This is a genomic window from Archaeoglobus sulfaticallidus PM70-1, from assembly GCF_000385565.1.
Lineage (GTDB): Archaea > Halobacteriota > Archaeoglobi > Archaeoglobales > Archaeoglobaceae > Archaeoglobus_A > Archaeoglobus_A sulfaticallidus.
Genome location: NC_021169.1, coordinates 101,022 through 124,548, shown reverse-complemented (window position 1 = coordinate 124,548; position 23,527 = coordinate 101,022). Strand labels below are relative to the sequence as shown.

31 protein-coding genes and 1 tRNA gene are annotated in these 23,527 nt (G+C 44.5%); 21 read left to right on the top strand and 11 right to left on the bottom strand.

The features are described 5' to 3' along the window. Positions 1–4 precede the first annotated feature (4 nt). From ASULF_RS00770 to ASULF_RS00760, 3 genes are read right to left on the bottom strand one after another with little or no spacing between them, the layout of a single operon-like run. On the bottom strand, positions 5–784 hold the full coding sequence (locus ASULF_RS00770; protein WP_015589785.1) for a menaquinone biosynthetic enzyme MqnA/MqnD family protein: 780 nt from the start codon (positions 782–784) through the stop codon (positions 5–7). Beyond that, positions 784–1,803: a CofH family radical SAM protein gene (locus ASULF_RS00765; RefSeq protein WP_015589784.1), complete on the bottom strand. Its 1,020-nt coding sequence runs from the start codon at positions 1,801–1,803 to the stop codon at positions 784–786. Before ASULF_RS00765 ends, ASULF_RS00770 begins: the two co-directional genes overlap by 1 nt. A gap of 31 nt (positions 1,804–1,834) precedes the next feature. Next, complete coding sequence (locus tag ASULF_RS00760) at positions 1,835–2,107, bottom strand: hypothetical protein (RefSeq protein WP_015589783.1); 273 nt, start codon at positions 2,105–2,107, stop codon at positions 1,835–1,837. A gap of 103 nt (positions 2,108–2,210) precedes the next feature. On the opposite strand from ASULF_RS00760, the gene ASULF_RS00755 reads away from it, so the two are divergent. Beyond that, a complete protein-coding gene (locus tag ASULF_RS00755) occupies positions 2,211–2,420 on the top strand; it encodes a DUF5371 family protein (protein ID WP_015589782.1) in 210 nt (69 codons plus the stop codon). 16 nt (positions 2,421–2,436) lie between these two features. On the opposite strand, the gene ASULF_RS00750 is transcribed toward ASULF_RS00755, so the two are convergent. From ASULF_RS00750 to ASULF_RS00720, 6 genes are all read right to left on the bottom strand, one after another. After that, positions 2,437–3,567: a geranylgeranyl reductase family protein gene (locus ASULF_RS00750; protein ID WP_015589781.1), complete on the bottom strand. Its 1,131-nt coding sequence runs from the start codon at positions 3,565–3,567 to the stop codon at positions 2,437–2,439. 175 nt (positions 3,568–3,742) lie between these two features. After that, positions 3,743–4,189 carry a phosphopantetheine adenylyltransferase gene (locus tag ASULF_RS00745; protein ID WP_015589780.1) on the bottom strand — a complete coding sequence of 149 codons (447 nt, stop codon included), beginning with the start codon at positions 4,187–4,189 and terminating at the stop codon, positions 3,743–3,745. Positions 4,190–4,235: 46 nt separating this feature from the next. Then, complete coding sequence (locus tag ASULF_RS00740) at positions 4,236–4,541, bottom strand: hypothetical protein (RefSeq protein WP_015589779.1); 306 nt, start codon at positions 4,539–4,541, stop codon at positions 4,236–4,238. 252 nt (positions 4,542–4,793) lie between these two features. Further along, the gene (gene upp, locus ASULF_RS00735; RefSeq protein ID WP_015589778.1) at positions 4,794–5,462 is read right to left on the bottom strand and encodes a uracil phosphoribosyltransferase; all 669 of its coding nucleotides are present in this window, start codon (positions 5,460–5,462) and stop codon (positions 4,794–4,796) included. Further along, positions 5,459–6,763 carry a uracil-xanthine permease family protein gene (locus tag ASULF_RS00730; RefSeq protein WP_015589777.1) on the bottom strand — a complete coding sequence of 435 codons (1,305 nt, stop codon included), beginning with the start codon at positions 6,761–6,763 and terminating at the stop codon, positions 5,459–5,461. The genes upp and ASULF_RS00730 overlap by 4 nt, the downstream gene beginning before the upstream one ends. A 326-nt stretch (positions 6,764–7,089) precedes the next feature. Beyond that, positions 7,090–7,161 (bottom strand) — tRNA-Ala (locus ASULF_RS00720). A gap of 98 nt (positions 7,162–7,259) precedes the next feature. On the opposite strand from ASULF_RS00720, the gene ASULF_RS00715 reads away from it, so the two are divergent. Next, on the top strand, positions 7,260–7,658 hold the full coding sequence (locus tag ASULF_RS00715) for a DUF126 domain-containing protein (protein WP_015589776.1): 399 nt from the start codon (positions 7,260–7,262) through the stop codon (positions 7,656–7,658). A gap of 15 nt (positions 7,659–7,673) precedes the next feature. Here the strand turns inward: ASULF_RS00715 and ASULF_RS00710 are convergent, their stop codons facing one another. Both ASULF_RS00710 and ASULF_RS00705 read right to left on the bottom strand, forming a co-directional pair. Further along, positions 7,674–8,093, bottom strand: a complete 420-nt coding sequence (locus ASULF_RS00710) for a hypothetical protein (protein WP_015589775.1) — start codon at positions 8,091–8,093, stop codon at positions 7,674–7,676. 90 nt (positions 8,094–8,183) lie between these two features. After that, on the bottom strand, positions 8,184–8,702 hold the full coding sequence (locus ASULF_RS00705) for a transcriptional regulator (RefSeq protein ID WP_015589774.1): 519 nt from the start codon (positions 8,700–8,702) through the stop codon (positions 8,184–8,186). A gap of 100 nt (positions 8,703–8,802) precedes the next feature. Between ASULF_RS00705 and ASULF_RS00700 the strand changes: the two genes are divergently transcribed. The 19 genes from ASULF_RS00700 to ASULF_RS00610 all read left to right on the top strand — a co-directional run bounded on the left by ASULF_RS00700 (position 8,803) and on the right by ASULF_RS00610 (position 23,522). After that, positions 8,803–10,761 carry a 3-hydroxyacyl-CoA dehydrogenase/enoyl-CoA hydratase family protein gene (locus ASULF_RS00700; RefSeq protein ID WP_015589773.1) on the top strand — a complete coding sequence of 653 codons (1,959 nt, stop codon included), beginning with the start codon at positions 8,803–8,805 and terminating at the stop codon, positions 10,759–10,761. 143 nt (positions 10,762–10,904) lie between these two features. Beyond that, positions 10,905–12,026, top strand: coding sequence for a pyridoxal-phosphate-dependent aminotransferase family protein (locus ASULF_RS00695; protein WP_015589772.1), 1,122 nt, complete (start codon positions 10,905–10,907; stop codon positions 12,024–12,026). A 4-nt stretch (positions 12,027–12,030) separates the two neighbouring features. Beyond that, the gene (gene ribC / locus ASULF_RS00690; RefSeq protein WP_015589771.1) at positions 12,031–12,492 is read left to right on the top strand and encodes a riboflavin synthase; all 462 of its coding nucleotides are present in this window, start codon (positions 12,031–12,033) and stop codon (positions 12,490–12,492) included. A gap of 74 nt (positions 12,493–12,566) precedes the next feature. Further along, positions 12,567–12,995, top strand: coding sequence for a 6,7-dimethyl-8-ribityllumazine synthase (gene ribH, locus ASULF_RS00685; RefSeq protein WP_015589770.1), 429 nt, complete (start codon positions 12,567–12,569; stop codon positions 12,993–12,995). Positions 12,996–13,009: 14 nt separating this feature from the next. Further along, entirely contained in the window at positions 13,010–14,140 is a 1,131-nt protein-coding gene (locus tag ASULF_RS00680; protein WP_015589769.1) for a pyridoxal phosphate-dependent aminotransferase, read from the top strand. A gap of 15 nt (positions 14,141–14,155) precedes the next feature. After that, positions 14,156–14,815, top strand: coding sequence for a cytochrome c biogenesis CcdA family protein (locus ASULF_RS00675; protein WP_015589768.1), 660 nt, complete (start codon positions 14,156–14,158; stop codon positions 14,813–14,815). 40 nt (positions 14,816–14,855) lie between these two features. Beyond that, on the top strand, positions 14,856–15,572 hold the full coding sequence (locus ASULF_RS00670; protein ID WP_201763921.1) for a helix-turn-helix transcriptional regulator: 717 nt from the start codon (positions 14,856–14,858) through the stop codon (positions 15,570–15,572). Positions 15,573–15,665: 93 nt separating this feature from the next. Further along, complete coding sequence (locus tag ASULF_RS00665; protein WP_015589766.1) at positions 15,666–17,051, top strand: single-stranded-DNA-specific exonuclease RecJ; 1,386 nt, start codon at positions 15,666–15,668, stop codon at positions 17,049–17,051. A 102-nt stretch (positions 17,052–17,153) separates the two neighbouring features. Then, complete coding sequence (locus ASULF_RS00660) at positions 17,154–17,804, top strand: type 1 glutamine amidotransferase (protein WP_015589765.1); 651 nt, start codon at positions 17,154–17,156, stop codon at positions 17,802–17,804. 52 nt (positions 17,805–17,856) lie between these two features. Next, a complete protein-coding gene (locus ASULF_RS00655; RefSeq protein ID WP_015589764.1) occupies positions 17,857–18,612 on the top strand; it encodes a putative RNA uridine N3 methyltransferase in 756 nt (251 codons plus the stop codon). Positions 18,613–18,681: 69 nt separating this feature from the next. Continuing rightward, positions 18,682–19,671, top strand: coding sequence for a 50S ribosomal protein L3 (locus ASULF_RS00650; RefSeq protein ID WP_015589763.1), 990 nt, complete (start codon positions 18,682–18,684; stop codon positions 19,669–19,671). A gap of 5 nt (positions 19,672–19,676) precedes the next feature. After that, the gene (gene rpl4p / locus ASULF_RS00645) at positions 19,677–20,435 is read left to right on the top strand and encodes a 50S ribosomal protein L4 (RefSeq protein ID WP_015589762.1); all 759 of its coding nucleotides are present in this window, start codon (positions 19,677–19,679) and stop codon (positions 20,433–20,435) included. Continuing rightward, entirely contained in the window at positions 20,429–20,674 is a 246-nt protein-coding gene (locus tag ASULF_RS00640) for a 50S ribosomal protein L23 (RefSeq protein WP_015589761.1), read from the top strand. Before rpl4p ends, ASULF_RS00640 begins: the two co-directional genes overlap by 7 nt. A 12-nt stretch (positions 20,675–20,686) precedes the next feature. Further along, the gene (locus ASULF_RS00635) at positions 20,687–21,397 is read left to right on the top strand and encodes a 50S ribosomal protein L2 (RefSeq protein ID WP_015589760.1); all 711 of its coding nucleotides are present in this window, start codon (positions 20,687–20,689) and stop codon (positions 21,395–21,397) included. A 5-nt stretch (positions 21,398–21,402) separates the two neighbouring features. Beyond that, a complete protein-coding gene (gene rpsS, locus ASULF_RS00630; protein ID WP_015589759.1) occupies positions 21,403–21,804 on the top strand; it encodes a 30S ribosomal protein S19 in 402 nt (133 codons plus the stop codon). 11 nt (positions 21,805–21,815) lie between these two features. Continuing rightward, a complete protein-coding gene (rplV, locus tag ASULF_RS00625; protein WP_015589758.1) occupies positions 21,816–22,277 on the top strand; it encodes a 50S ribosomal protein L22 in 462 nt (153 codons plus the stop codon). Next, on the top strand, positions 22,277–23,017 hold the full coding sequence (locus ASULF_RS00620; protein ID WP_015589757.1) for a 30S ribosomal protein S3: 741 nt from the start codon (positions 22,277–22,279) through the stop codon (positions 23,015–23,017). Before rplV ends, ASULF_RS00620 begins: the two co-directional genes overlap by 1 nt. Next, entirely contained in the window at positions 23,014–23,211 is a 198-nt protein-coding gene (gene rpmC, locus ASULF_RS00615; protein ID WP_015589756.1) for a 50S ribosomal protein L29, read from the top strand. Before ASULF_RS00620 ends, rpmC begins: the two co-directional genes overlap by 4 nt. After that, positions 23,208–23,522, top strand: a complete 315-nt coding sequence (locus tag ASULF_RS00610; protein WP_015589755.1) for a ribonuclease P protein component 1 — start codon at positions 23,208–23,210, stop codon at positions 23,520–23,522. Before rpmC ends, ASULF_RS00610 begins: the two co-directional genes overlap by 4 nt. The last annotated feature ends 5 nt before the right edge of the window (positions 23,523–23,527 follow it).

Genomic DNA, 23,527 nt, shown 5'->3' with positions numbered 1-23,527 from the left:
TCACCTAAATGAGATCATACTTTCTGCAATACTCCTCAAAAAGCTCAATGCTCCTTCTCTCTTTACCCCCAAGCTTGAACTTCAGAGTCTTGAAATACTCCTCCAGAAACTCTACAGGCATCTTGAAGTGTTTTTCAGCCTCCTCTATTATCAGATGGATGTTTTTATAACCCTTTTCAGTTGATTCAAGCAAATCCCTATCTATTTTGCTTGCGTCGAAGCCGTTGAGGGATGCAGATATGCCGAAAACCATCGGCAAACCTGTGATATCATACCACTCCTCTCCAAGATCCATCACCACCCTGAAGACCATTCTCGCCTTTATCGCCTCATCGCCTATAACAAGTGCATTATCGCATTCTTTAAGCAAATCCCACGCACTACCACTATCGAACTCCCTGAGCCTGTTCTCCAAACCCTTTTCTTTTAGGATTATCTTGAGTAAATTGACGCTTGTCAGCGATTGGTTTGTTATCGCAATATCTCCTTCAAGCTCCTTTTTCTTGGAAACGACAACTACACTCAGAACCCTATCATTGGAAGCCACACAAAAGCTGTAGTTTTTCAAACCATTCTTCAGTGATGCGAACAGAGGGACTGGAGCATAATGTATCTGCTTTCTCAGGAGCATGTTGACCATATTTCTCGGATTTGTCTCTACAATCTCATACTTCTTGCTCTTCTCGAGGAAGTAGTATGGAAGGAAGTTGTTGAGAAATCCGAATTTTCCTATCCTGGTCTTTCTGTCTGGCCTGATGTTCATCGGACTCCTTAAACCCACCATCAGAACACCCTTATAATGTTACAGAATGTATCTCTCTGAGCCGGTATTTTCCCAGCATTTCTCGCGATTTTAACGATTCTCTCTACCTCTAAGCTTGTTGGAGTCTCTGCCCCAGCAGAATGGGTTATCCTCTCCTCCATCAGCGTTCCGTCGAGATCGTTTGCTCCGTAGTTCAGCGCTACCTCTGCAAGCCTCTCACCGAGCATGACCCAGTAGGCTCTTATGGTTCTGAAGTTATCCAGAGCTATCCTCGAAACGGCTATGGTCTTCAGAACGTCTTCTGGACTTGATTTGTTGGTTACCAACCCTTTTTTCTTCAGGTCAGTGTTCTCCGGGTGGAACAGTAGTGGAATGAATGAAATGAAGCCGTTAGTCTTTTCTTGAAGTTTTCTGAGCTTGTATAGATGCTCCGACCGGTCTTTATAGCTTTCCACATGTCCGAAGAGCATTGTTGCGTTGCTTTTTATTCCTGTTTCGTGGGCTATTCTCATGACTTCAAGCCACCTCTCGCTGTTTATCTTGTTTGGAGCTATAATCTTTCTGACATCATCTACCAGTATCTCAGCTCCGCCTCCGGGCATAGCATCCATCCCGGCTAACTTAAGCCTTGACAGGAACTCCTTCACACTCATCTTCTCCTTTCTGGAGTAGAAATCCACTTCGGTTGCGGTCAGGGCTTTTATTGTGACATCAAACATATCCTTTATAGATTTAAAGACATCCTCAAAGTACTCAATCCCGATTTCCGGGTTGTGCCCTCCGACAATGTGCACTTCGGTTGCTCCCCTTTCTACAGCATCCTTTACAAGCTTTAAAATCTCTCTGGTGGATAGCAAATAGTTTTCTCTATTGCTGAACGCACACAGCGGGCATTTTGATACACAGATGTCGGTGTAGTTTATGTGACGGTTTATTACGAATGTTGCATAGTTTCCATTCTCTCTGTTTATGCTGTCCGCCAACCTCCCTATTTCGTGAAGATCCAGATGGAAAAGCTCCTCGATTTCTTTTCTCCTCATAGCTCTACTCTGACATACTCTTCCACTTTCCTTACTTTTTCCTTTCAAGAAAATCTCCAATAATCGTCCCAACAACGAAAAAGACTGCAAAATACAGGGTAATTATCGTGAAGCCAACCATTCCCGCTCCGGCAACAAGGATTCCGGCTGGTGGGAAAATTATGCCAACCAGCAGACCAAGAATGATCCCTACAACTATGCCAAAAATTACGGCTTTCTTCAGGATGTTTATTCTGTCCTCCCTGCCTGGGTTGATATAGCCATATATCATTCCTAGCAGCAAAGCCAACAGTTCTATCGACATAGCAAGAATACTCCGGTAAAAATTAAAAATCTTTTTGCGTGTTCATGATGAGTTTTTCAAAACATTTAAGTACTCCGTTATCATTATCATGATAGGTGATATGATGGTAAAGATCGTGCACGCCCAGACAGTGCTGCCAGAAAGTGTGCTTGAGGAGTTGAAGAAAAAGACTGGAGAGAGCGCAACAAAAGATGCGATAGCAAAGGCTGTAGAACACTACCTATCATGTCCGTATACTCATGAAGATCCTTTAGGCAAGAAACTGGAAGAGGTACTGAAGAAGAAAAAAGATAAATTTCTATTTTTTGAATAAACTTTGGTTTCAGAAATTATTTAATAAGAAATTCTTTTCCTATCTTCAGGTATAGTGTGGGGCTCTTGAATAGCAATTTCATAATAGCCGGCAAGACTTTCAGGATGCTTGATGGCCTATCCATGTCCAGTTCCCTTGCATAGCCTTCAAAACCTTTTGCGGAGCTCAGCAACTCGTTGTAATCTCTGTCTGAGAGCTTACTGTATAGCCTGTATATTTTCATTCCGAATTCATATTCTTTGCCCATCCTGTTCAGATATTCTTGTTTGAATCTGTTTAGCGATGGGAAATTCTCACTCAGACATTCCACAGCTTTAAGCAAGTAGTAAATTCCCCCTCCAGTATATGGCTTCGTCATCCCGGCAGAATCTCCGATCAGGCAAACATTTTCCCTGACGATCTCGTTTAACCCAACAGGTATTGAACCTGCATTGAGTTCTGTAATAGCCTTTCCGAATCTTATGGATGCTGATGGGTGCTTTTCTATTAGATTTTTCAGGTAGTGTACGGCGTTGATTTCTGATGCTTTGGTGACGACTCCTATTCTTGCTGTTGTACTGTCCAAGGGAATGGCGTACGCAAAAAATCCGCTGGAGTACTCTGATCCAAAATAGAGTTCAACCATGTTTTCATCAAGACACTCAAAATTTGCCTCGAACTGGATGGCTGAGAGCACTTCTGGTTTCCTGAAGCCGTACTCTGAGGACACCCTTGAGTAGGTACCATCCGCTCCTATGAGAAAGTCGTATTCCAGGAACATCTCTCCTGAATCTGACCTCAGTTTGGCTTTTTTACCATTCGAAGATATATATTTCGTTTTCATCAAAATATTTGCATTTTCGGAGGCTTTACTTATGAGATCAAAGTCCAAAATTTTTCTCTCTATAACAACGCCTCTCCGTTTTCCGTAAAGTTCCAGATAATCTCCGTTTGGGGAGAAGAAGAAAGCTCCATCTATTTTGTTAATGTAACATCTCTTACTGAAATTTGACAAGATATTGTAACACTCTTCGCTGATAAGCCCGGCACACTGAACGGGAAAACCTGCTGATTGATGTTCCTCAACGACAACCACTTCATTTTCTTTACCGAGATGTATCGCTGAAAGACTCCCTGCAATTCCTCCACCAACGATGAGTATTCTCACGAGGGGAGGTTGTTGCAGGGGTTAAAATTTTTTAGGCTTAGATTTTATCCAGAGTTACAACGGACACGAAGGGTGTAAACTCGAAATTTCTGGCTCTCTCTATGCATTTCTCAAGCTATCTTAAGGATTGTTAAATTTCATTAAATTTCAAATAGAGGGGAAATCAATGTTGACTTCAAATGAGATTACCATATCTGTCTATTTCGCCTCTTTTGATCCTTGTGGAGGATATGGGCTTTCCATCCTCTGCGAGTAAGAAATCAACCTTGACTATTCTAATTTCCTTCTTACCGAGTTCCCTTCTCTTTCTGTTTATGAGTTCAGCCATTTTGCATGTCTCAGGAGATACGACAAGATAATCAAAATCGACATCGAGTGTTCTTCCATACGGGCTGTCTATTTTTACAATAGATGGTTCAAAACCGTATTTTGATAGCACATATCTCCTGACATTTTCAGCTCTTATCCTAAACGGCAGGACACTCCTTATCCTAAGCCGTGCCATTTCGTCACTCGTGATTCCGATCATTACTTCCTTTCCGCCGAGTTGTATCGCTACATCTATCAGTTTCTTGTGCCCTTCATGCAGTGGCTCGAATGTCCCACCAAGAGCTACTTTCATCCCCTCGCTACTACTTATTGCACTATAAAAGTTTAATCATTTTGATTTAGATGTACTGTGATATGATGGAGAATACCTGATTTACGATGTCTATGCCGTTCATCTGGAGTATGAAGTTGAGTACAGCACCTATAATAGCTCCCACGATCAGGGATGAAAGAATTCTTACCTTGATGACGAGGATTATTGCAATGACAAGCAATACCAGAGTTGATGCGGCACTAACCTGTGATAGCTGTGTAGAAGCTTCAGTGATGACCGTGCTCATCATGTTGAACAGTGTGGCGATCCCACTTAAACCAAAAAGGAATCCGACGATAACTCCTATTATGGTTACTGTGGTATCTCCCATATTTTGGGTAGACTACTAAATAGTATAAAAAAGTTGTTGGAATATCAGAAAGTTGTTTTGTTTATCTTGTGGATCGTTTATCTATACTGGCCTGTGAACACGATCCACCATCGCCAAGATAACAGTTGATGAGCTGAAGAAGGGGCTTACCTTTAGCACTTTGATTGTATTTCTGGGGAAAAGACAAAGAGAATTGGGGGCTTGAGGAGATTATTAGTGCAGAAAAATTAGGATAATGATTATGGCCAATGTTTAAACTTTTGTTGGTTCACCAAATGCTCTGTCTCCTGCATCTCCCAGACCTGGTAGGATGTATCCTTTGGAGTTTAATTCTCTGTCAATTTTTGTTATGAATATTTCAACTTCCGGGAACTTTTTCTTAATCTTTTCAATTCCTTCCGGGGCTGCTAGTACTCCTAAAACTACTATTCTCTTTGGAGGGTTGTATTTTTTGATCTCTTGGATCACCGCAGTTAAAGTCGATCCAGTAGCAATCATTGGATCTGTGATAATCACAGTATCTTCTGGTTTTATCTCTGGAATCTTGACATACTTCACATCTATTTCGAATTCTGGCGGTTTTCCTCTTGAAGCTGAGATAATACCTACTCTTGCGTGCTCCAATGTTTTAATCAACCCCTCCATTAGCGGAATTGCTGCCCTGAGAACAGTTATGATAACGATATTTTTCCTGTCTTTGGCGATAACCCCTTTTGTTTCCTCTAGAGGGGTTTCAACTTTGATCTTTTCAAACTCCATGGTTTTTGTCAGTTCGTAACCCATGTACCTTCCAAGTTTAACCAGCCCTTTTCTAAATGCTATGCTGTCTGTGTTTTTGTCTCTGAGCTCTGTAAGCACTTCCATCAGAAATGGAGAGTCCTCAAAGGAATAAACACCTTCCCAGCGTCTATCTTCTATCATTTTTTATCACCCGGTTTATTCCTCAGGAGCTGATCCAGAATTATAGCAGTTAAAGCTCCAACAGCCATTCCAGATTCTAGAATGCTTCCAATTATTTTGGGGAAGTGTTCCAAAAATTCTGGTGGGAGTTGAGGAGCACCCAAACCAACTATTAAAGCACTTGCAATTATCAGCATGTTTCTGTCGGTGAATTCGACTTTCTCTTTTATCAGTCTGAGTCCTGTGACGCTTATCATTCCGTAAAGTGCTACAGTTAAACCACCCAATACGGGAGCGGGAATTGAAGCCAGTATTCCAGAAAACTTTGGAATTAATGAGAGGAATATCAGTATTACTCCTCCAATCTGGACCACATATCTGCTCGCAACCTTTGTTAGAGCAACAAGTCCTATATTCTCTGAATAGCTTGTTGTTCCACATGCCCCCAAAAATCCAGCAATTGAACATGCCAGGCCCTCGCTCATTATTCCTCTGTTTATATTCCTGTCCGTTATTTTTGCCCCACTTATTGCTGAAATTGCGTGGTAATCGCCAACACTTTCTATTATGCTTACCATAAATGCGAACAAGAGTGTGATTATTGCTGTAGCTTCAAATATGGGTATCCCCCATGGCAGTGGTTTTGGAATGCTGAATACTGGCAATTCATTAACCAGGCTTAAATCCACCATTCCAAGGGGTATGCTGATCAGGTAACCAACAATAGCTCCAACAATTACGGGCATTGCCCTTAACGGGCCTCTGGCTTTTAAAGCCACATATACTGTTGTTGCAAAAGTTATCAAGGCTATAAAGAAGGCTTTTGGAATTGAAGCGCCAGAAGGATCTGCAAAGAAGTTGAAGGTGTATTTTACAGCTACATGGGCTAAACTAAAACCTATTAGCATTATTGTAACTCCCGTTACTAATGGCGAGAATAGCCTTTTAACTTTACCTACAATTCCCAGACCACCAATCAATGCCTCAAGAATACCACCAACAATTAAAGCACCTTCAACCGCTGCCAATCCCAAGCCCTTGCCGATGCTTATCAACCCTGGAATGAATGCAAAACTCGATCCCTGGACTATTGGATATCTTGATCCTATTGTGGTTTGCAAGAGCGTTGCTATTCCCATTGTCAAAAGCACTGCCTGAATCATAAGGGCTATGGCATTACTTTCAAGACCTATCGCTGTTCCAACGACCAGAGGTACAGTCACTGTCGCTCCGAACATTGCGAGAACGTGCTGAAGACCAAGAAGAACGGCTTTTTTTGGCTCAACTTTTTCATCAATTCCGACACTCATTCCGTCGTCCATTAAAATCTCGCACCGGTTATATGGAATTAAAAAATTTTCGGAGAGTTGCTGCGTGATGACATAACAAACTAATTTTACACATCTTAAGCTGACGAAAAAACATTACATTTCTATGTGGGTGACCATACCAGAACAGATTATGGTAATTCTAGCTCAGGCTTCCGTTTTATGTTATCTTGATATTCAACGACAGCGTCATTATATCTGTAGGATAATTGACAAGGCTATCAATTTCTTACAAAAACGAGGCAAAGTTTTTGGGATACAATTATGGAATCATACAATTAGTGAGGAAAATTTGCTAAAATTATTGAAATGAAACTTAGTGGACTCGCCGGGATTTGAACCCGGGGCCTCCGCCTTGCGAAGGCGGCGCTCTCCCACTGAGCTACGAGCCCTCAATTCGATTGTGCATGAATGAATTAAAAATGTTTCTGTGTTTGCCTATATGCTGCCTGATACAAAAGAAATATAACTCCGCTGAATAACAACCTTTATGCGAATACCATGCAGAACGATTTCAAAAGGCTATGCAGAGGGAGAGTTAATTGTCAGCAGGAAAAACTTCTCGTTTCTCGGTGATGTGGATCCTGAAAGCGGGCTTGTTAAGGCAAAAGATAGCGATATCTACGGCAAGAACATTTCAGGAAAGATATTTGCCTTTCCAACTGGAAGGGGATCTACTGTTGGGACATATGTGCTTTTGAGGATGAAGAAAGCAGGTTCAGCACCTCTCGCCATAATCAACGAAAAAACGGAGGCCATAATTGCTGTAGGAGCAATCATAAGCGACATCCCTCTCGTTGATGGAGCGGATCTCAGTAAATTAAAAACAGGTATGAAGGTAGTCGTGAACGCCACTGAGGGTTATATCGAGATACCGGATTGGCTTTAATATTCAACTTAAGATTCAGGTCTCCTTTGCCTGGATGTATATCGTGTAGCTGCCATTAGCCGACTCATCTGCTGAGATGTGGACGTTCACCTTCACTTCAGCGGGGCTGTCAGAGCTTCCTGCCGGTATTGTGAGCTTATTTGATGAATATATTGTGTTCCCGAAGGTATCGTGGAATTCGACATCCATCATTTCTGGGGTCTCTCCCTCGATAAAACTCTCGAAGTAGATCTCTCTGCTTTCACCATAATTCTTGATTGTAATTTCCCTGACATATTCCGTTCCTGACTGGAGGTTGAGGTTAAAGCTCTTTGGAGAAATATCGATTTTGCTCTCGCTTATTTTCACATTTACTTTCATGCTGAAAATGTACTCGCTCGCCAGTGCGGTTGAGGTCAGGAGCAGCAGGATCAGAAAGGCTCTCTTAACTTTCATAGTTGCATATCAACTTGAAAAAGGTTAAAAATTTTTCTATTTAGATTATTATAACTTTTCTGTTTATTAAAAACTTTCTTAACATAATTTTCACGGATTTGAAATTTTCTCATCTTGTGAAACATCGAATAAGGTCCTTTTATGTTCTTTGAGTGTCTCGCCTATGAACTCTGCATATGAATCAACCTTAATTCCCTCTCTATCCAGCCACTCATAGAACTTTTCCCGCTCCTTTGAAGCCTCCTTTAGGTCCTTATACCTCACAATCACGAGCAGGTTGTAGTTGGATCCTATTAGGTTGAAGATGTTCTCGACGAAGTCGAGTTTTTTGAGAGCCTCAACAACCTTCTTATACCCTTTTATATCGTTATGGATCGCTATCAGCAAAACACCGATCGTGTCCAGTCCAGCTTTCTGGTAATCTATTTTCCATGTCCTTCTTTCCTTCAACACGATACCCCTGCTTTCAAGGGCTTTGATTCTATTGAAGGCTGTTTTTGGAGAGACTCCAGCATAGTTGGCTATCTCCTCGAGAGTGAATCCCTTCGCTATTCCCTCAAGTATCTTTACCATCCTTTTATCTGCATGAATTTCGTTAATATTGGCCATTAAGTTACAACATAATTGTAAAATTTAAAAGTATTTTGGATAGGAATCGTAAAGTATAAATGTATTAAATAATTGAAAATGTCAGACTGGGGGAGATAAGATGAAGAATGTTCTTGTTATTGGTGCGGGCACAATGGGGCACGGAATAGCAGAGGTGTGTGCTATTGCTGGCTATAATGTCACGATTGTGGACATCAAGGACGAATTCCTTGAAAAAGCCGTGAAGAAGATCGGCTGGAGTCTGAAAAAGCTTGAAAGCAAAAAGAAGATTAAGGAGAATGCTGAGGATGTTTTGAAAAGGATTAAAACGACAACCAACCTTGAAGAGGCTGCAAAAGAGGCTGATTTTGTTATTGAGGCTGTTATTGAGGATACTGATGTTAAGAAGGACATCTTCAAAAGGCTGGATGAGAACTGCAAAGAGGGTGTGATTTTCTCCACCAACACATCCACAATACCGATCACGGACATATCATCTGCCACCAGAAGGCCTGAAAGCGTTATCGGTTTGCACTTCTTTAACCCTCCAACGCTGATAAAGCTTGTGGAGATTATCAGAGGGGAGAGAACGAGCGATGAGACGGTAGAGAAAACGAAGGAGTTTGCAAAAACAATTGGCATGGATTATGTTCTTGTCGAGAAAGATGTTCCGGGATTCCTGGTCAACAGGATAAATCTCAGGGTTTTCACTGAAGCCATACGGATGGTAGAGGAGGGATTCAAGCCAGAGGAAATCGATTCCGCTGTTAAATACAGGTTAGGGCTTCCGATGGGTATCCTGGAGGTTGTCGACTTCAGCGGGGTTGATATCGTCTTTTATGTTACCCATGAGATGATGAAGAGGGGTGTTAATGTAAAGCCATCGAAACTCGTTGAAGAGATGATAAAGGAAGGCAGACTGGGAATGAAATCCGGCAGGGGATTTTACGAGCACAAGGGAGTGTATCACAGGGTTAAGATACCCAGAAACCTGGCATACAGGGTTAATCCAGTAAGGATCCTTGCACCTGCAATAAACGAGGCCTCCTGGCTTTTGAGGAACGGCATAGCAACCAGAGAGGACATAGACAAGGCAATGGTGCTTGGTATGGGATATCCCAAGGGATTGCTTGAGATGGCAGACGATTTCGGGATAGATATGGTGGTTGAGACTCTTGAAGCGAGAGCTAAGGAAACGGGACTTGATGAGTACAGTCCAGATCCCCTGCTCGTGGAGATGGTTGAGGCCAAAAAGCTGGGGAAGAAGAGCGGAGAGGGCTTCTACACTTGGAATTACGAACAGGTGGACTTCGGGCCGGTCAGGTATGAGAAAAGGCACAACTATGCGTTAATCACAATGAGAAGGCCGGATAAGCTGAATTCTCTCAATGAGGAGATGTGGACCGGTTTAAATCAGGCGTTCAAGAAGGCTGAGGAGGATAAGGATGTAAGGGCCGTTTTGATTACGGGAGAGGGCAAGGCATTCTGTGCTGGAGATGACATCTCTGTCATGGGATCGTGGAAGAAGTTCACGGATGGCAGGGATTTCTTCGAGAAAGTAGCTCTGCCACTGGTCGCAACGCTGATGGAGTACACCAAGCCAACGATCTCGTTGGTGAACGGCTATGCTTTTGGAGGTGGGATGGAGCTCAATCTGCTATTTGATATCGTAATAGCCTCAGAAAAAGCGAGCTTTGCTGTGCCAGAGGGATTGATCGGTGCTATGCCACCAATAGCATCGACGATTGGAGTTGCAATGCTCGGCAGGAAGTTTATCAAGTACTGCCTTACCGGAGATCAGCTCGATCCAGAAGAGGCGGAAGAGCTGGGATTCGTTGATGTTGTCGTTCCACACGATCAGCTCGAGATGGCAGGGATTGAGTATGTGGAGAAGGTCTCGAGGCTCGCACCTCTTTCTGTCAAGGCGATAAAGGAGTCTGTTAATGCGGTCAGAAAGACTTTCACAGAAGCTCTTGAGCTATCCAAGAGGGAGATCGTAATGCTCATACCAACCAGCGATTTTGCCGAGGGCATGATGGCTTTCGTCAAAAAGAAAAGGCCTGTATGGAAGGGCTACTAGTGGGCCACTAATTTTTCCCATACTTATTTTTTTGTCCTAATCTGTTGCTGTTTGCGATTATATGTATGTTTCAGCACAGTTCAGCATCAGCTTCAGCACAGTTCCAGCAAAAACTTATAAAACTCCCCATCTGCAAGAAGCTTATGAAATTCGATGAACTGCTGATGATTCCTGGCCCTGTTCAGGTGCATAGCAGAATACTGAATGCCATGGCAAAGCCGTTGATAGGGCACAGGACACCGGAATTCTCAGATATAATGAAAAACTGCACTCTTGGGTTGAAGGAGCTTTTTGGCACTGATGGAGATGTTTATCTGATTTCTGGGTCTGGAACGGCGGGGATGGAGGCTGCAATATCAAGCTTCTCGAAGGTTAGCAGGATCACATGCATAGATAATGGAAAGTTTGGTGACAGGCTCTGCAGAATTGCCTCGAGATACACAGAGGTTGATGCGCTGAGATTCGAGTGGGGGGAGTCAATAGATCTCGAGAAAGTGAAGGAGTCCCTTGAGAATGGAAGCGAGGCTGTAGCATTTGTCCACAACGAAACCTCAACAGGGATTCTGAATCCGGCAAGGGAGATAGCGAAGATAGCTAAGAAGCATTCTGCTCTGGTTATAATGGATGGAATAACCTCTGTTGGTGGGGATGAAGTTAAGATGGATGAGTGGGGCATTGATGTGGCGATAGTGGGCTCCCAGAAATGCCTCGGCATACCTCCCGGACTTGCAGCGGTGGCTGTAAATGAGAGGGCATGGGAGTTTTACAATGAAAAAGCCCCGTTCTATCTGGATTTGATGGCATATAAGAAAAAGCTCAAGGACTGGCAGACCCCATATACTCCAGCAGTCCCGCTTTTTGTCGCTTTGAATGAGGCTATCGAGATGATAAAGGAAGAGGGGCTGGAGAACAGGATTCAGAGACACAGGAAGTTCTCCAGGGCTGTCAGAGAATGGGCTGTCAATGCCGGGCTTGAGTTATTCCCGAGGCTGAATGAGTACAGCAGCTACTCGAACACTGTTACGGCAATAAAAATGCCTGAGGGCATAACTGACAAGGAACTCAGAGGAACGCTCAAGCAGGAGTACAGCATAACCATTTCGGGTGGACAGGAGCATCTTAAGGGCAAGATATTCAGAATAGGGACGATGGGCAACATAGGGAAGAGGGAGGTTGTCGCAACTCTTATGGCTGTTGAGGACATATTGACCAGAAAGGGATGTGCAGTCCCAGCGATAAATCACGCACTTGAAGTTCTGAAGTGATCCTATGAAGGTTGGGATAGCTGACACAACCTTCTCAAGGATAAACATGGGTAAGATAGCAATAAACGAGCTTAGGAAGATCTGCTCCCTGCCCTATGAAAGGTACACTGTGCCGGGAATCAAGGATTTGCCGATTGCTGCAAAAAAGCTCATAGATGAAAGGGGATGCGATATTGTCATAACCTGCGGATGGGTTGGAGCTACTGAAAACGATAAGCTGAGCTACATCGTTTTGAGCATGTCCCTTCAGCTTGTTCAGCTCATGACCGGGAAGCATGTGATCGATGTGACGATTCACGAAGATGAGGCAGAGGATGAGCAGGAGCTTTTGGTGGTTGCCGAGAACAGGGTCAGAGAGCATGTTAGAAATGCAGTGGATTTGCTCCTGAATCCGAAGAGGCTGGAAAGACTGGCTGGAACTGGGCAGAGACAGGGATATGAGGATGTTGGTGAGATCAGGAGGTAGAAGGAAAATTTCGGAATTCTCAACTCTCAAAAATCTTTTAAATTCATTTTGAATTTATTCTGAAGGTGGTGTGGATGGAAAAAATTAAACTCGGTTTGGTTGTTGCTGAATTCAACAGGGATATAACTTACATGATGGAAATCCTCGCAAAAGAACATGCTGATTTTCTTGGAGCGGAAATCACGGACATTATTAGAGTACCGGGTGTTTTTGACACACCGATTGCGGTAAAGAGGATACTTGAGAAGGGAGATGTGGATGCTGTGGTTACTGTGGGAACAGTAATCGAAGGAGATACCGAGCACGATGAGATCGTTGCCCAGCACGCTGCGAGGAAGATTATGGATCTCTCTTTGGAGTACAACAAACCCGTAACCCTCGGAATCGCAGGGCCCGGAATGGGCAGGATTGCCGCTCAGGAGAGGGTTGATTACGCAAAGAGAGGTGTTGAGGCAGCGGTGAAGCTTGTTAGAAGGCTGAGAGAGTATGATGAGAGCAAGTAACAGGTGGTAGAACGATGATAACGAAGAGGGTTAATGCTGTAAGTCCATCAGCAACCCTCAGGGTGTCCGAGCTTGCCAAGAAGCTTAGACGAGAAGGAAATCCGGTAATCGACATGAGCGTTGGAGAACCCGATTTTCCAACGCCATCTTTCATAATTGAAGCCGCATATAAGGCAATGAAGGAAGGGAAGGTATTCTATACTCCAACGAGAGGTATTCCTGAACTCCTCTCGGCAATATCTGAGAAACTGAAAAATGAGAACGGGCTTGATTACGCTCCTGAGAACATAATAACCACTCCCGGAGCTAAATATGCGATTTATGAAGCGATAATGGCGGTGGTTGAGGAAGGAGATGAGGTTATACTCCTCGATCCATCTTGGGTTACATATGAAGCCTGCATAAAGATGGCAGGAGGAAAGGTTGTCTGGGTGCCACATGCTGAGGGATTTGAGGATGCTCCGGTTGAGGACTACATAACAAGCAAGACCAAGCTGATAATAATAAACTCACCAAGCAATCCGCTTGGAGTAGTCTATCCAGAATCCTTCCTGAAGAAGATCAGGGACCTTGCCGTTGATAGAAACATCCTCGTTATGAGTGACGAGGTATATGAGAAAATAATCTTCGATGGTAAGCATAAGAGCATAGCAGAATTCGATGGAATGCTGGAGAGAACTATTCTGATCAATGGACTGTCAAAGACCTACTCGATGACTGGCTGGAGGCTGGGGTATGCGGCATCAACGGAGGAGATAATAAAGGCGATGACAAAGATACAGTCTCATTCTGTCAGCCACCCAACTTCCTTTGTGCAGTATGCTGCTGTGGCAGCTATAAAAAGTGATCAGAGCTTTCTGAACGAGATGGTTTCGGAGTTCAAGGCTAGAAGGGACATAATCATGGATGGTCTGGACAGGCTGGGAATAAAGTATGCTCCTCCAAAGGGTGCATTCTACATCTTCATGGATGTCAAGCAGGACAGCATGAAATTCTGTGAGGAATTTCTGGCTAAGGAGTATGTTGCGACTACTCCTGGTTCGGCTTTTGGACTGAAGTACAGTACATGGGTCAGGGTTAGCTACGCAACTTCAAGAGAAAACATCGAGGAGATGCTTGTAAGGCTCGAAAGATTCCTCTCCTAATTTTTCTAAATTTTTATGATTGAGTATCCAATAGCCTTCATCGGAGGCCTTATCTCAGCACTCTCTCCGTGCGTTCTACCTGTGATTCCTGTAGTTTTTGCAGTATCAAGGGCCAATATTGTCAGAGCTTTTGTAACAGCATTAAGCATGACTGCCACCTTCTCGATACTGGGGTTCTTTTTCGGGCTAATTGAAGGACAGCTTAGAGTAATCTCGTCTCTTATACTCGCAATCTTCGGGGCGATGCTCCTGCTGAACATAAACCCATTCCAGAGCTTGCCTCTTGGCATCACCAATAGGATTTATCTCACGGGTGGTGTGGTAGGTTCAATCCTTCTTGGAGCTGGGCTGGGAGTTATTTGGAGTCCATGCATAGGCCCGATTCTTGGAGCGGTGCTGTCTTTAGCTTCATCATCTTCCGGGCTGACTGTTATGCTTGCATATTCCTCCGGTTTCGGGATGGCTATAGCATCAATTTTGTTTTTAGGGCTGAAAGCGACAGAGAGGGTTGTTAGAGTATCCAAGGCATCAAACAGAATCTTTGGGGCCATAATTCTGGTTTTTGTTGTGCTCGTTGTTACGGGGTACTTGGCCGAGATTGAACTGATAGTGGCTGAAAAAATGGGCTTTGTTGAAGATCTTTTAGTAAAATTATTCATCATTAAAGTTGAATAAAATGAAAAAAATTTATAGCCTTCGGTTGGATTTTATTGAGATGCATGGAACGCTCAGGTTGCTAATTCTGATAGTATCTCTGCTTGTGATTCCTGTAGCTGACGCTTCGGTAATTCATGGAAAAATTTTCTCATGGGAGAACTTCAAACCGCTTGATGGGGCTGTGGTTGAGATAAATACAAAGCCTGTTCAGAAGAAAGTTACCGAGAATGGCAGCTATATTTTTGAATCCATACTTCCCGGAAATTACACGATAAAAGCCTACTACTGGCAGGATGGTGAGTTGCTTTACTGGGAGGAGAACATCACGATAGTTTCAGAAGGTAAATATGTGCTTGACATGGTTCTGTTCCCAAAGCTTGAGTCGCCAGATGTTAGTGGTCTGGATAAGGTGGAATTCTCGCTGGGTAAGGATGAGGAAGTTGACCAGTCATATCTTGCTGTTGTGGCTGTTGTGGTTGTTGTGACAGTAACGGCTGTAGCATACTTCTGGAAAACCCGTTTGAGGAAAACAGAAAAGATCGAAGAAGTTGAGATGGAGGATATAGATCTCCCGGATGATCTGAAAGAGGTGTTGAACATACTGATGAAGGAGGGAGGAAGAATAACGCAGAAGGAACTAAGAAAGAAGCTTGGATATTCCGAGGCCAAGGTTAGTCTGATGATTGCAGACCTTGAGCGAAGAGGGATCGTGGAGAAAATTAAGAAGGGTAGGGGAAACATAATATTTCTCAGGGATGAATTCCTGAGGAAGTAATATAGCGGATCTATCTTATGTTTCCTGTGCAACCTCAAAATCACTTTCAAACCACTCAAAACCTTTATTTAGAAACAGGATAAATGTGAATTGATGCAAATACCTGATGAAATGCTAAAGCGAGCAGAATACATCTCCTCATTGATAAAAAGGTCTGATGAAGTCCTTATTGTCACCCACATCGATGCTGATGGTATCACTTCTGGATCAATAGCCAGAATAACCCTGGACAGGCTGGGAATAGAAAATGAAGTTGTTTTTGTCAAACAGCTATCCGATTCCGAGATAGAAAAAATAGCAGATGAGAATAAGTTTACCTGGTTTACCGACCTTGGCAGCGGGCAGATAAATTCTATAATCGATAAAAAAATTGATTTTGTTATAACAGACCACCATCTCCCTGTAATGGATAACAAGAGACAGTTGAACCCCCATAGCTTCGGATTTGATGGCAGCTATGAGCTTTCCGGGGCTACCACAACCTATATTCTGTCCAGATACCTCGGAAACAGGCTCTTCGCAATGAATGTAGATTTAATCCCCCTCTCCATAGTTGGTGCAGTAGGTGACCTTCAGGACTCGAGAGAGGGCAGACTTCTCGGGCTGAACAGAATCGTTATAGATGAAGGAATAAAAAGAAAGGTTCTCGCAGTCCATAAAGACCTGAGATTCTTCGGCAAGCAGACGAGGCCTGTGGTCAAGATGCTCGAGTACACGTTCGACCCCTACCTCCCGGGAATAAGCGGGAATGAAGCCGGGGCAATAAACTTCCTCGACTCACTTGGCATAGAAGTCTCTGAGTGGAAAAAGTGGATAGACCTTTCTGAGGAGGAGAGGAAGAGAGCAGTTAACGAGATCGTGAAGCTCTGCATATCTGCTGGTATACCGTTCAAATCAATTAAGAGAATAGTCGGTGAGACATACATACTGTCTCATGAGGAGGAAGGAACGGAGCTCAGGGATGCGATGGAATTCTCAACGCTCCTGAATGCAACTGCCAGATATGGATATGAAGATGTAGGCCTGAAAGTTTGCTTAGGAGATAGAGATGGAGCCTTTAAAAGAGCGAGAACCCTGCTTCAGAACCACAGGAGGAACCTGTCGGAAGGGATAAGGCTGGTGGATGAGATAGGAATAGTCGAGCTTGAGAACATTCAGTACTTCGATGCGAAGGACATGATTCTCGACACAATTGTGGGCATTGTTGCCGGAATGTGCTTCTCAAAGGCGAACCTGAACAAGCCGATTATAGCCCTTGCCAGAAACGATGAAGGTATTAAGGTTTCGGCAAGAGCCACGCAGAGGCTGGTTGACAGGGGTGTGAACCTGGCGAAGGCGATAAAGCTCGTTTCCGAAAAGATTGGCGGAAAGGGTGGAGGACACAGCATAGCTGCGGGAGCTTTAATTCCTGAGTCCGAGGTTGACCGGTTTTTGAAAGAGCTGGATAGGGTTATCGGTCAGCAGCTTGCGAGGGCCTGATTGTGCTGTTTATGTATAGGTAAGGCGCCTGTGTCGCTGTACTGATCAGTTCACTTATTTCACCAGAAAAAAATATATTGTCAGCGCAGCACACCTCAGATCGTGAGGGTCCTGGCAATTAAGAATGCGAAAAATGAAGGACTTGAGTACATCGAAAACATCTTTGAGGCAAGAAATATAGAGTTCGATTATGTTATGGCAAAGGAGATCGAGGAAGTTTCTGAGTATCTGGATTACACACACTTCATAATTCTTGGCGGCCCGCAGGGTGTGTATGAAGATGACAAGCATCCCTATCTGAAAAAGGAAATGGAGCTTATAAGGCTGGTTGATGGAAAGAAACCTGTTCTGGGGGTCTGTCTTGGAGCACAGCTAATAGCAAATGCGTTCGGTGCTGATGTTTACAAGTATAAAAAAGAACTGGGTTGGTATAGTGTTCGAAAGGTGGCAGATTTGCCATTCCCGGATGAGATGGTGGTTTTTCAGTGGCATCAGGACACATTTAATATCCCGGAGGATGCCAAGATAGTCTTTAAAGGAGATAATGTCGAGAATCAGGGATTCATCCTGAGGAAGAATGTCGCGGTTCAGTTCCATCTCGAGGTTACCAAAGATACAGTCAGAAACTGGCTCGAGTCTGAAGGTAGCCTGGATGATGAGGTGAAAGATAGAATAGTTGAAGACACGGACAAATATATTGATGATCTGAATAGGAATACGGAAATACTGATTGAATGGTTTTTGAATCTCTGATTCAGTTCTTTCACTCAAACATTTTTTAAATCCTTTCCGTTTAATTCCTGCAATGAACATAGCCATTCCCTCTTCCTCTCTGATAAACGAAAACGATGAGAAGATTAAAGCATACAAGGTTTGGCAGATTGCAAGATACTGTGCTATATTTAGGGTAGAAAAGATTTACATTTACCACGATCCAAGAAAGGATGATTCAGGCTATATTAAAGATATACTGGAGTACTTAGAAACCCCGCAGTATCTGAGAAAAAGCCTCTTCCCGATAAAGAAATCGCTGAGCTACGCTGGAGCTTTACCCCCTTTAGCAATCCCATCCCATAAGCCGAAACATTTAAAAATCGGTGAGTTAAGGGATGGGGTTGTAAGGAAGGTTGGGCCTGACGGAACGCTATGGGTGGATGTTGGTTTACCTGCCCTGGCCCTGATGAAGGGTGATAAACCCAAGGGGGCCCGCGTTACCGTCAGGGTCTGTTCGAAGACCCCGTTGGTTGTGGAAGAAGCCGAACCCCGGGAATACTGGGGATACAGGGTAGAGAAGGTAAAGCTTGGAAGGATACTCGATAATTCGGTGATCCTCTCGAGGAGAGGGAAACCGATAAGTGAGAGCTTGGAGGAGATAAACCAAAACTCAACGCTCCTCTTCGGAAATCCTGAAGAGGGGGTTCACGAGATAGCGAGGAGGTTGAAGATAAAACTCGATGGAATACCCTCAATAAATTCGATACCGAATCAGGGTACCGAAACTGTGAGGCTGGAAGAGGCGATAATCGCTACGCTGGCGATAATAAACTCCCTGAAGGGTTGAATGGGAAGAATAAGAGTGTATGAGGTTAATTAGAGGTTAATTAAATAATAGGAAGTAAGGTGGTAGGTAATGAAAGAACACAGACCGAGAAGAGGTTCGATGGCATTTTCCCCGAGAAAGAGAGCCAAGAGTATCATACCAAGGATAAGGGCTTGGCCCGAACACAGTGAAACAAAGCCACTCGGTTTTGCCGGCTATAAGGCCGGTATGACGCATGTCGTGATTGTGGATGATAGGAGGAATTCCCCGACATATGGGGAGGAAATAGTAGTGCCCGTAACGGTACTGGAAACCCCGCCGCTGAAGGTTGCAGGGTTCAGAGCTTACAGGAAAACACCCTATGGCTTTGAGATCATGAGCGAGATATGGGCAGAGAATCTTGACAATCAGCTTGGTAGGAGAATAAACATTCCGAAGAAGGTTAATGGAAATGCTGACGACATAGATCTCGATAAGGTAGATCATTTCAGGCTCATAACATACACACAGCCCTACAAGATAACCGGTGTGCCAAAGAAGACTCCAGAGATAATGGAGCAGAAAGTGGGCGGGGATGTTGAGACAGCGTTTGGATATGTGAAGGAGAAGCTTGGTGGAGAAATCAGGGTTTTTGAGGTTTTTGAAGAAGGTTCGATCATCGATGTTACATCCATCACAAAGGGTAAGGGATTTCAGGGTCCTGTTAAGAGATGGGGCGTTATAACACTGAACGCAAAGCATGCAAGGAGCAGCAAGCACAGAAGGATCGGAAACCTCGGTCCATGGAACCCCCACCATGTCAGACCGACTGTTCCTCAGGCAGGTCAGATGGGATTCCACCAGAGGACGGAGTTCAACAAGAGGATAATAAAGATGGGAGAGAACGGTGAGGAAGTAACCCCCAACGGTGGTTTTGTGCACTACGGTGTTGTCAGGGGAGACTATGTGATGGTCTCTGGCAGTGTGCCGGGCAGCGTTAAGAGGCTCGTGAGGTTTAGGTATGCTGTGAGACCACCTTCAGCAGCGTATGATGGAGTCAATGTGATTTATGTGAGCACAACATCCAAGCAGGGCAGGTGATTTTTGTGAAGGCAAAGGTTTACGATCTTAAAGGAGAGGTTGTAGAGGAAATAGAACTGCCATCCGTTTTCGACACAGAATACAGGCCGGATATTATAAGGAAAGCCATTCATTCCCTCCAGAGCAGGAGGAGGCAGCCATATGGCCCCAGCCCCCTTGCGGGAATAAACTATTCCGCTGAAAACTGGGGTCCGGGACATGGTTATGCCAGGGTTCCAAGGCTTAAAACCGGCAGCAGGGCTGTAAAAGTTCCGCAGGCTGTTGGTGGCAGGAGGGCACACCCACCAAAGGTTCAGAAAATCTGGGAAGAGAAGATAAACAAGAAAGAGATGAGAAAAGCTCTCTGCTCTGCGATTGCAGCAACCGTTAACGCTCAGCTTGTTTCAGAAAGGCCACACATATTCAGCGGAGAGCTTCCGAAGATTGTGGTTGATGACCTCCAGAACCTGAAGAAAACCAAGGAAGTAGTGGAAGCTCTGAAGGCAATCGGTGTTTACGAGGATGTTGAGAGGGCTAAATCCAGAAAGAGATACAGGGCTGGAAAAGGAAAGATGAGGGGGAGGAGATACATTGTGAAGAAGAGTGTGCTGATCGTTGCTGGAGAGAAGTCTGACATTCTGAACTCTGCAAGAAATCTTGCCGGTGTTGATGTTGTGGTGGCGAGAAACCTTAATGTAGAACTCCTCGCACCCGGAGCAAAGGCTGGAAGGCTTACTGTCTGGACCAAATCCGCAATTGAAGCTTTGGAGGGATGGTTATGCTGATTAAGTGCTTTATAGTCACAGAAAAAACCTCTACAGAGATAGACAAAAACATTCTTACAGCTATAGTTGACAAAAGGGCGAATAAAAAGCAGATAAAGGAAGAGATTGAGAAGAGGTTTGAGGTTAAGGTTGAGAAGGTTAACACCCTCATAACCCCCAAGGGAGAGAAAAAGGCGTACATCAAGCTAACTCCCGATTATTCGGCTGAAGAAATACTTTCAAAACTTGGTGTGTTCTGATGAGGTGGTTTAATGGGTAAGAGGATAAAATCTCAAAACAGGGGGAAAGGAACCCCGACATATAGGGCTCCCTCACACAAGTATAAGGCTGATCTGAAGCACATAAACTTCGAAGGATTAGTGAAAGCGAAGGTTATCGACATAGAACACGATCCTGCCAGAAATGCTCCTATTGCTAAGGTGAAGCTTCCAGATGGTAGTGAGAGATATATAATAGCCACAGAGGGTATGGGAACTGGACACATAATCGAATGCGGAGAGAAAGTTTCGTTAAGGCCAGGGAACATAACCTATCTGAAAAACATCCCCGAGGGCAGTCCGGTTTGCAACATAGAATCCAACCCGGGTGATGGTGGCAAGTTCGTCAGGGCCAGTGGAACTTTCGCACTGGTTGTTTCCCATGAGGAAACAAGAACGCTCGTTCAGATGCCCTCTGGTGTGCTGAAGTGGTTCAACCCGAATTGCAGAGCGATGATTGGTGTTGTTGCCGGAGGAGGAAGAACGGACAAGCCATTCGTTAAGGCGGGTAAGAAATATCACAAGTACAAGAGCAAGGCTGCAAAGTGGCCAGTGGTCAGAGGAGTTGCGATGAACGCTGTGGATCACCCATTCGGTGGAGGTAAGCACCAGCATACTGGTAAGCCAAAGACGGTCAGCAGAAATGCTCCACCGGGCAGGAAGGTTGGTAGTATTGCTGCAAGAAGAACCGGAGCCAAGAGGTGATATTTATGGCATTAAAAAGCAAGGTTGTAAGGCCGAAAGATTTCAAGTATCGTGGTTATACGCTTGATGAGCTGAAGAAGATGACGCTTGAGCAGTTTGCTCAGCTTTTGCCAGCAAGAGAGAGGAGAAAGATCCTGAGAGGGTTTACTGAGCAGGAAGAGAAGCTCTTGAGAAAGCTGAAGAAAAAGGATGCTGTCAGGACTCACTGCAGGGATATGATAGTTCTGCCAGAAATGGTTGGCAAGATAATCATGGTTCACAACGGCAAGGACTTTGTCAGGGTTGAGGTAAAGCCGGAAATGATCGGTCATAGGCTCGGAGAGTTCGCTCAGACGAGGACATTCATAAAGCACAGCGGTCCGGGTGTCGGTGCTACGAGGAGCAGTAAATTCGTACCGCTCAAGTAAAGGGTGATAGCATGGCGAGAGTCAGGTATGCTTACGAGCCAGAAGATCCCACAAAGGCTGCGAAGGCAATGGGATACGAGATGCCAATCAGCTTCAAACATGCGGTTGAGATATGCTCTGAGATAAAGGGTATGAAGATTGACGAGGCGATAAGGTTCCTCGAAGAGGTTGCAGAGATGAAGAGGGCTGTAAGGTTCAAGAAGTACTACAAGAAGGTCGGGCACAAGAGTGGGCTGGATAAATGGTTCGCGGGCAGATATCCGCAGAAGGCAGCAAGGTATATACTGAAGGTCATAAAGAATCTGGAGGCGAACGCGGACTACAAGGGAATCGAGAAGGATAGGCTTATCATAACCCATGCTCAGGCTAAAAAGGGTAGGGTTCTGAAAAGGTTCACCCCAAGAGCGTTTGGTAGGGCAACTCCGAAATTTAAGACCCTTACAACTGTAGAATTTGTAGCAGAGGTGCGATAATGGCTGTAGAAAGAAAGTTTGTTGAGGAAAGGCTGAAGAAGTTCAGGGTTAAGGAATGGATGGCTCAGGAAGTCAGGAATGCCGGTTTCGGTGGTGTGGATATAACGAGAACACCTCTGGGAACACAGATAACCCTGTTCGTTGAAAGACCGGGTTTGGTTATTGGAAAAGGTGGTAGGAGGATAAGAAACCTCACGGAGAAGCTCAAGGAGTTCGGCATCGATAACCCACAGGTTAGCGTGGATGAAATTGAAAAGCCCGAGTTCAACCCACAGCTCATGGCATCTCTCCTCGCAAGAGCGCTTGAGAGGGGATGGTACTTCAGAAAGGCTGGATACAGGTTCCTGTACAGAATAATGGAGGCTGGAGCAAAGGGATGCGAAATAGAGATCAGTGGAAAGCTAACTGGAGAGAGAGCAAGAACTGAGAAGTTCCTTGCGGGAACTATGGTTCACACCGGTGAGCCAGCCATCTCAGCGGTAAAGACAGGGTTTGATGTTGCGATAAAGAAGCTCGGTGTGATGGGCATTAAGGTCAGAATAATTCCGCCAGATGCAGAACTTCCGGATGAGTTCAGCGTCAAGGAGAAGAGCAGGCCAGAGGTTGAAGAGGTTGAGAGCAAGGAGGCTCAGGAAAGCCCGGAGAGTCAGCCTACTCAGGAAACTGAGGCCTCTGAAGCTTCTGAGCCTTCTGAAGCTAAAAAAGAGGCTGAAAGCACTGAGAGAGGGGATGAGCAATGAAGATGAACGAAATCCGGAAGATGAGTAGGGAAGAGAAGATAAAGAAGCTGAGAGAGCTGGAAAACGAGTTGCTCAGAGTTAGAACTCAGGTTAGATCGGGTGGATCGATTGAGAATCCGGGAATCGTCAGGGCGATAAGGAAAGACATAGCGAGGGTCAAGCTCGCTCTCAGGGAGGAGGGATACAGAGCTTGAATGAACTGATCATCGCACACGAACTCATAGGACTTGAGTGTGAGGTGGTTGACAGCCCTAACAGATACGAGGTAGGGTTAGCGGGGGAAATAGTTGACGAAACGATGAAAACCCTGCTGATCAGGACAGATAGGGGATATAAAAGAATTGCAAAAGCGGACAGGAAGTTTAAGCTCAGAGTTGGTGATTCATGTGTTGAGCTGGATGGTAATCTCATCGCGTACCGTCCTGAAGAAAGAATAAAAAGAGGTTTGTTGATAATTAAGAGGTTTAAAGGAAATTTGAGGAAATTTAAGATAAAGCAAAGGTGATTAGT